Source organism: Kitasatospora sp. NPDC096204 (genome assembly GCF_044763205.1).
Taxonomy (GTDB): Bacteria; Actinomycetota; Actinomycetes; order Streptomycetales; family Streptomycetaceae; genus Kitasatospora.
In genome coordinates this window covers 227,732-234,487 of record NZ_JBIWFT010000010.1, presented here as the reverse complement: position 1 = coordinate 234,487, position 6,756 = coordinate 227,732, and the positions used below count along the sequence as shown (strand labels likewise).

The 6,756-nt window shown below is 71.0% G+C and carries 7 protein-coding genes; 2 read left to right on the top strand and 5 right to left on the bottom strand.

Features of this window, described 5'->3' with window-relative positions; genetic code table 11:
• On the top strand, positions 1 to 338 hold a 338-nt coding region (locus ACIQ87_RS13980), incomplete at its 5' end, for an IS30 family transposase (RefSeq protein WP_402405792.1).
• 81 nt (positions 339 to 419) lie between these two features.
• On the opposite strand, the gene ACIQ87_RS13975 is transcribed toward ACIQ87_RS13980, so the two are convergent.
• The 3 genes from ACIQ87_RS13975 to ACIQ87_RS13965 all read right to left on the bottom strand — a co-directional run bounded on the left by ACIQ87_RS13975 (position 420) and on the right by ACIQ87_RS13965 (position 2,814).
• Positions 420 to 1,469, bottom strand: a complete 1,050-nt coding sequence (locus ACIQ87_RS13975) for an SPFH domain-containing protein (protein WP_402405791.1) — start codon at positions 1,467 to 1,469, stop codon at positions 420 to 422.
• A gap of 10 nt (positions 1,470 to 1,479) precedes the next feature.
• Entirely contained in the window at positions 1,480 to 1,902 is a 423-nt protein-coding gene (locus ACIQ87_RS13970) for an NfeD family protein (RefSeq protein WP_392878240.1), read from the bottom strand.
• Positions 1,903 to 2,022: 120 nt separating this feature from the next.
• Positions 2,023 to 2,814, bottom strand: a complete 792-nt coding sequence (locus ACIQ87_RS13965; protein ID WP_402405789.1) for an ABC transporter ATP-binding protein — start codon at positions 2,812 to 2,814, stop codon at positions 2,023 to 2,025.
• A 150-nt stretch (positions 2,815 to 2,964) separates the two neighbouring features.
• Between ACIQ87_RS13965 and ACIQ87_RS13960 the strand changes: the two genes are divergently transcribed.
• A complete protein-coding gene (locus ACIQ87_RS13960) occupies positions 2,965 to 3,768 on the top strand; it encodes a hypothetical protein (RefSeq protein ID WP_402405787.1) in 804 nt (267 codons plus the stop codon).
• Between the two features lie 1,027 nt (positions 3,769 to 4,795).
• On the opposite strand, the gene ACIQ87_RS13955 is transcribed toward ACIQ87_RS13960, so the two are convergent.
• Both ACIQ87_RS13955 and ACIQ87_RS13950 read right to left on the bottom strand, forming a co-directional pair.
• Complete coding sequence (locus ACIQ87_RS13955) at positions 4,796 to 5,452, bottom strand: response regulator (RefSeq protein ID WP_392913946.1); 657 nt, start codon at positions 5,450 to 5,452, stop codon at positions 4,796 to 4,798.
• Positions 5,445 to 6,542 carry a GAF domain-containing sensor histidine kinase gene (locus ACIQ87_RS13950; protein WP_392878827.1) on the bottom strand — a complete coding sequence of 366 codons (1,098 nt, stop codon included), beginning with the start codon at positions 6,540 to 6,542 and terminating at the stop codon, positions 5,445 to 5,447. The genes ACIQ87_RS13955 and ACIQ87_RS13950 overlap by 8 nt, the downstream gene beginning before the upstream one ends.
• Positions 6,543 to 6,756 lie beyond the last annotated feature (214 nt).

The window sequence follows — 6,756 nt, the reverse complement described above, 5'->3', positions numbered from 1 at the left end:
CCGTCCGTGACGCCCTGGTGGCCACCGCCCGGACGCTCCCCAACGAGCTGAAGCGGTCGCTGACCTGGGACCAGGGCAGCGAGATGGCCCGGCACAGGGAGTTCACCCTCGCCACCGACATCCCGGTCTACTTCTGCGACCCCGCCAGCCCCTGGCAGCGCGGCTCCAACGAGAACACGAACGGACTGCTGAGGCAGTACTTCCCCAAGGGCACCGACCTGTCGGTCCACAGCCCGGAGCACCTGGCCGCCGTCGCCGACCAGCTCAACCGCCGCCCACGCAAGACGCTCGGCTGGGAAACCCCAGCCGAGCGTCTGGCTAAACTCATCGCGGCCTGATCAAACCGACCACGTGTTGCGACGACCGGTAGAAACCGCCCCTCGGCAGCGGGCCCTCGCCAGTACACGGGGTTCGACCGATCACTCCGGGTCGATCTTCGGGTACTCCCGGGCCGGGTCCACCCGGGGACGGGCGGCGCCCTTCTCGGTGTCCACGGGCCGCGGGCCGGCCGCCGGGTCCAGCGGCACCTGGGTGGCCGCCGGAGTCGCCTGCGGGATGCTGGGCGCCGCGACCGCACCGCCGTTCATTCCGCCGTTGCCGGTCAGGCCGGTGAAGGCGCCGCCGAGGCCCTTGAGCGCGTCGCCGACCTCGCTGGGGATGATCCAGAGCTTGTTGGAGTCGCCCTTGGCCAGCTCGGGCAGGGTCTGGAGGTACTGGTAGGCGAGCAGCTTCTGGTCTGCGTCGCCGTCGTGGATGGCTTCGAAGACCGTCCGGATCGCGGCCGCCTCACCATCCGCGCGCAGGACCGCGGCCTGCGCCTCACCCTCGGCCTTGAGGACCTCGGCCTGCTTCTCACCCTCGGCCTTGAGGATCTGGGCCTGGCGCTGGCCTTCGGCGGTGAGGATCGCGGCGCGCTTGTCCCGGTCGGCGCGCATCTGCTTCTCCATCGAGTCCTGGATGGAGGTCGGCGGCTCGATCGCCTTCAGCTCGACGCGGTTGACCCGGATGCCCCACTTGCCGGTGGCCTCGTCCAGGACGCCGCGCAGGCCGGCGTTGATGACCTCGCGCGAGGTGAGGGTGGACTCCAGGTCCATCGAGCCGATGATGTTGCGCAGCGTGGTGACGGTCAGCTGCTCGATGGCCTGGATGTAGCTGGCGACCTCGTACGTCGCGGCGCGGGGGTCGGTCACCTGGTAGTAGATGACGGTGTCGATGTTGACGACCAGGTTGTCCTGGGTGATCACCGGCTGCGGCGGGAACGGCACGACCTGCTCGCGCAGGTCGATGCGGTTGCGGACGCGGTCGATGAACGGGACGACGATGTTCAGCCCAGCGTTGAGCGTCCGGGTGTAGCGGCCGAAGCGCTCCACGATCGCGGCGCTGGCCTGCGGGATGACCTGGATCGTCTTGATCAGCGCGATGAAGGCCACCACGACCAGGACGACCAAAACGATAAGGACGGGTTCCACGGACTCTCCCCTAGACGACCAGGGCGGTCGCGCCCTGGATTTCGACGACGTCGACCTGCTGCCCCGGCTGGTACACCTGGCCCGGGTGGAGCGCACGGGCCGACCAGATCTCGCCTCTCAGCTTGATCCGCCCGCCCTCCCCGTCGACGGTTTCCGCGACGACCGCGGTGGCGCCCTGGAGCGCCTCGATGCCCATCTTGACCTGCGGGCCCTTCCGAAGCTGCCGGTAGGCGATCGGGCGGACGAACACCACCAGTGCGACCGAGACGACGACGAAGGTCACGGTCTCCAGGACCACTCCCCCGCCCAGCGCGGCCACGCCGGCGGCGGCCAGCGCCCCGACCGCGAACATGGCGAACTCCGGCATCGCGGTGAGCACCAGCGGTATGCCGAGCCCTGCGGCGGCCAGGAGCCACCAGATCCAGCTGTCCACACGTCCATCCTAGGGAGCGAAGGCCTTCGAAGCGGACAGTTCCCGCAGGTCGAGGGGCGGAAACCGGTCGCGCGTGCGACCGGTTCCGACGGCCTTCCGAATGAACGAGCGGACGGGGCCTCAGCCCAGCGGCAGACCCTGGGCCGACCAGCGGTCTCCGTGCCGCTCCAGGGTGAGCGGCAGGCCGAAGCACTTGGAGAGGTTGCGGGCGGTCAGCTCGGTGTCGATCGGCCCGGCCGTGAGCACCTTCCCCTGCCGGATCATCAGGACATGGGTGAAGCCCGGCGCAATCTCCTCGACGTGGTGGGTGACCATCGCCATCGCCGGGGCGAACTCGTCCTGGGCGAGCGCGCCCAGCCGGCGGACCAGGTCCTCGCGGCCACCGAGGTCCAGACCGGCGGCAGGCTCGTCGAGCAGCAGCAGCTCGGGGTCGGTCATCAGAGCGCGGGCGATCAGGGTGCGCTTGCGCTCTCCCTCGGAGAGGGTGCCGAACTTGCGGTCGGTGAGGTTGGCCATGCCAAGGCGGTCGAGCAGGGCGAGGGCGCGGACCTCGTCCGACTGCTCGTAGGTCTCCTGCCAGGTGACCGTCATGCCGTACGCGGCGGTGAGGACGGTCTGGAGCACGGTCTGCTCGGCGGGCAGCTTGTCGAACATGGCGGCGCCGGCCAGTCCGATCCGGGAGCGCAGCTCGAAAACGTCGATCTCGCCGAGCTTCTCGCCCAGCACCGTGACCTTGCCCGAGGTCGGGAACAGATACGAGGAGGCGATCTGCAACAGCGTGGTCTTGCCGGCGCCGTTCGGGCCCAGGATGACCCAACGCTCGCCCTCGGAGATGGACCACGAGACCTGGTCGACCAGCGCGCGCCCCTCCCGGACCACGGATACGTCCACCAGCTCCAGCACGTCGCTCATGCCTACGCCTTCCCCAAAAAACAAGATTCTCGGCCGTCGGTGCGGGCGGCGAGCCTACTCCGGCAGCCGGTGGGCACGGGGTGGGTGCGCCGCACACGCATGGGCAAACCTACGCCACGCGGATGACCGCCGATTCCGTAGGCTGGCCGGATGCTCGCGACACCTGCCGACAATCCGTACGAAGAGCCCCGTTCGGGGCGGCTCACCGCATGGGGCAACGCCCTGCTGGCTGGTCTGGTCCCTCCGGACGACGCCGCAACGGCAGTCCTGGGCACAGACGAGATCCATCGGGTCACCGGGCTTCCCGGCGACGAATCCGGCGAGCAGCACGGCCTGACCTGGGCGCTGGGCCGACTGCGAGTGCTCGGTGTGAAGGGCCTTCGTCTCGCGCTGCCCTCAGCCGGGCATCCGCTCGGGCTGACCGGCCCGAGGGCCTTCAACGAGCAGGCCATGAATGCGGGTGAGGCCGTCCTGGCTGTGGGCGCACCGCTCGGGCTGGTGCCGGAGGTGGAGGTGTACGGTCCGGCCGGCGACCGCTCGGCCACCGTGCTGTGGCGCTGTTCCGAGGTCAATGACACACCTCCGGCGGACGTGCCGTCGCTCCACGAAGCCGAGCGTGAGCTCGCAGACGGGCTGCGGGAGGCTACCGTCATGCTCGCTCACCTCGACGTGGCCGGGGCCGGGCCTGAGGCCCTGCGCGCCCTCGATGCCTACCGCCGACGCGGCCACAGCGAACTGCTCGCCCCCGGCTACCCGTCCCGGGCCGTCCGCGTCCTGGAGTCGGCCCGCCAGGTGTCCGCCCTGCTCGCCATCGCCTCCGGCGGCCACGGCGCTGCCGTCAGCGCCTCGGAGATGGCTGCCCGCCAATCCGCCCTGGCCCCGCTGTGGCGCACCGCCCGGCGCGCCCAGGTGGCCGCCTACAACGCCCTCGTCGACGAGCGAGACGACCGCTGAGAGGCGGTGGGGCCCGGAGCCGGCGGCGGCGAGCGCGATCACCTCGGCGCGCTCGTACCTGCCGTCGGGCCCGACGACCAGGTCTCCCTGTGTCGTAGCGGCCGCCAGCCTGTGCCGGGACCACCCCAGGATCTCGGCCGCCTCCTCCTCCGAGAAGCTCGCCGCAAGCCGCCGCTCCAGCACCTCGACCGCGGCTCTCGCCGTGTCCGCAGCCTTGCGCATGCGCTCCATGACGACTCGCTCCACCACGGCATTCGGGACTGCGGCCAAGGTCTCCCGGCTGTACGTCGGCCAACCCCGGTATCCGTCGCAGGGCCGCAGCTCCCCTGCGGCGGCAAGGCGTCTGACGTCCTCGGCGATCACCAGTAGACCGGTGGTGTGCCTCAGCACCGTGGCCGCCTTGGCCGCTCCCACCGGCGGCACTGCGCCCAACGCGAGGACGATCTCCTCGGCACGAGCCTTGAGCTGCACCTCGACGAGGGCCGACCAGGTGCCGTTGTCGAGGTCCGGCTCGGGGATCAGTTCGCGTTCCCGTGCCAGGTTGAACTGCCAGCGCCGCATCCGGAGCCGGCGCCTCAGCAGCTCCGGTCCGTACGCCTGCCGGTCGCGGATTGCCGCCCGGGCCGACCGCGCCCGGCGCTCGGCGGCTTCCGCTGCGCCGACATCCGGCTCGATGTCCTGACACCCCGGCAAGAGGGAGTCGCCCGGCCCCCGCCCCTGGCTTCCACGCTCGGAAGCCAGGGGCGGCGCAGGCCTTGACGGGACAGACCCGCCAGACAGACGGCACGTCAACTCGAGCTCATGGGCCAGCACGGCAGGCCCGCAATCACTGCGCATCGCGTTCATCCGGCCCTCCATCGGAATCGGCGTCGGTATTCAGGCTGGCACAGCCGAATGACCGCACGTCACCAGAATTCGGACTATCCCTGCCGAAAGGCATATGCCGGACCACCGTTTGGCGCCAGTTCTGGCCGAAACCCTGCCGATCGACACAGCGCCCGCACCAACTCCCCGCGCCCCCAGCGCACTACCCCTCGCGAGTCTCGCCATGGCGAACGGCCCAGAGTGCCGCCTGAGTACGGTCGGCCAGGTCCAACTTCATGAGGATGTTGGACACATGGGTCTTCACCGTCTTCTCCGAGAGGTGCAGGCTACGGGCGATCTCCCGGTTGGAGCGGCCGTCGGCGATGTGGCCCAGCACCTCGCGCTCGCGCTCCGTGAGCGTGCCTCCGCGACCTTGTGGAGCACGAGGGCCGTCGTCGGAAAGCAGGGCCTCGGCCAGTTCGGGCTGGAGCAGGACGTGACCGGCGTGCACCGATCGGATCGCCCCGGCCAGTGCCTCCGGATCCACGTCCTTGTAGACGTACCCGGCCGCACCGGCCCGCAGCGCGGGAACCATCGTGCGGTGCTCGGTGAAGCTGGTTACTATCAGGATCCGGGCTCGACTGCCTTCCCCCTTGAGCGTGCGCAGCGCCTCGATGCCGTCGACGCCGGGCATCTTGAGGTCCATCAGGACCACGTCAGGATCGAGTTCACGGGCCCGCTCGATGCCCTCCGCCCCATCGGCGGCCTCCCCGACCACCTCGATGTCGTCCTGGACTTCCAGGAACGTACGCAGCCCGCGCCGAACCACCTGGTGGTCGTCGACCAACAGGACACGGATCGACGGTGTGCTCTCAGGCACCGGGGACCTCCATCTCGACGAGCGTCCCCCGGCCGGGGGCCGACTCCAGGGTTAGCGTGCCGCCGACGGCGGACGCTCGGTCGCGCATCGAGGCCAGGCCGAGGTGGCGGCCGGCTCGACGGACGGACTCTGGATCGAAGCCGCGCCCGTCGTCGTGCACCCTCAGCACCGCACCGCGCGCCGGCGTCCCGGTCAGGGTGACGGTGACGGTCCGGGCTCCCGAGTGACGTAGGGCGTTGTGCAGCGCCTCCTGGGCGACTCTCAGCAGCGCGGCCTCCTGGGCCGGCGGCAGCGCCCGGACACCGTCGGCGGTGAAGGTGACATCGGCGGTGTGCGCCCGGTCGAGCACCTGCACCTGCGAGGCGAGAGTGGCGCTGAGCCCGTCCTCCTCCAGCGCGGCGGGGCGCAGCTCCACGACGACGGCGCGCAGTTCGTCGGCCGCCTCGGCGGCCAGCCTGGCGACCTCGGCGAGCTCGGCACGCGCCCGGGCCGGGTCGCGGTCGACGAGCTTGGCGGCTGCCTTGGCCGTGAGCCGGAGCGAGAAGAGCTTCTGCGAGACGGCGTCGTGCAGGTCGTGGGCGATCCGGGCCCGCTCGCCGGCCAGCGTGAGCTCGCGGCTGCGCTCGTACAGCCTGGCGTTGGACAGGGCGAGGGCGGCGTGCGCGGCGAGGATCCGCAGCAGCTCCTCGTCGTGGTCGGTGAAAAGGCCGCCGCCGCGCTTGTTGGCGAGGAAGATGACGCCCATCACCTGTGGCTCGTCCTCGGCCGCGTCGGTGTCCAGGATCGGCATGCCCAGGAAGGCGTCCATGTCGGGGTGGGCCGCGGGCCAGCCTTCGAAGGCGGGTGCCTTGCGGACGTCCACGAGCCGCGTGGGACCGGCCTCGTGCAGCATCGCGGCGAGCACCCCGTGCTGCCGGGGCAGCGGGCCGATCGCCCGCCACTGCTCGTCGGTGACACCGTCGACCACGAACTGGGCGAAGCCCCCGTGGTCGTCGGGCACGCCCAGGGCCGCGTACTCGGCGCCGAGCAGCCCGCGGGCAGAAGCGGTGATGCGGCGCAGCACCTCGCGAACCTCCAGGTGCCGGCTCATGGCGAGCAGTGCCTGGCTGACGGTCTCGATGCCGGACAGGCACGGTTCGCAGGCAAGCAGCGGGCCTCGGTGGGCCCGGTGGTCTCCGGAGATGCTGGGCATATCGCCAAACTACCGCCGCCGCGACGAGCGCCGCGTCCGTCCGCGGCCGCCCCGGGCCCAGGTCCGGGGACCTAGGCCACAGGGCCCGCCCGGAGGCCTGGGAAGACCATCC

Excerpts from the sequence above, each read along its gene's own strand:
- ACIQ87_RS13950 (WP_392878827.1), bottom strand. The coding sequence starts at position 6,542 with ATGAGCCGGCACCTGGAGGTTCGCGAGGTGCTGCGCCGCATCACCGCT.
- ACIQ87_RS13960 (WP_402405787.1), top strand. The coding sequence starts at position 2,965 with ATGCTCGCGACACCTGCCGACAATCCGTACGAAGAGCCCCGTTCGGGG.
- ACIQ87_RS13965 (WP_402405789.1), bottom strand. The coding sequence starts at position 2,814 with ATGAGCGACGTGCTGGAGCTGGTGGACGTATCCGTGGTCCGGGAGGGG.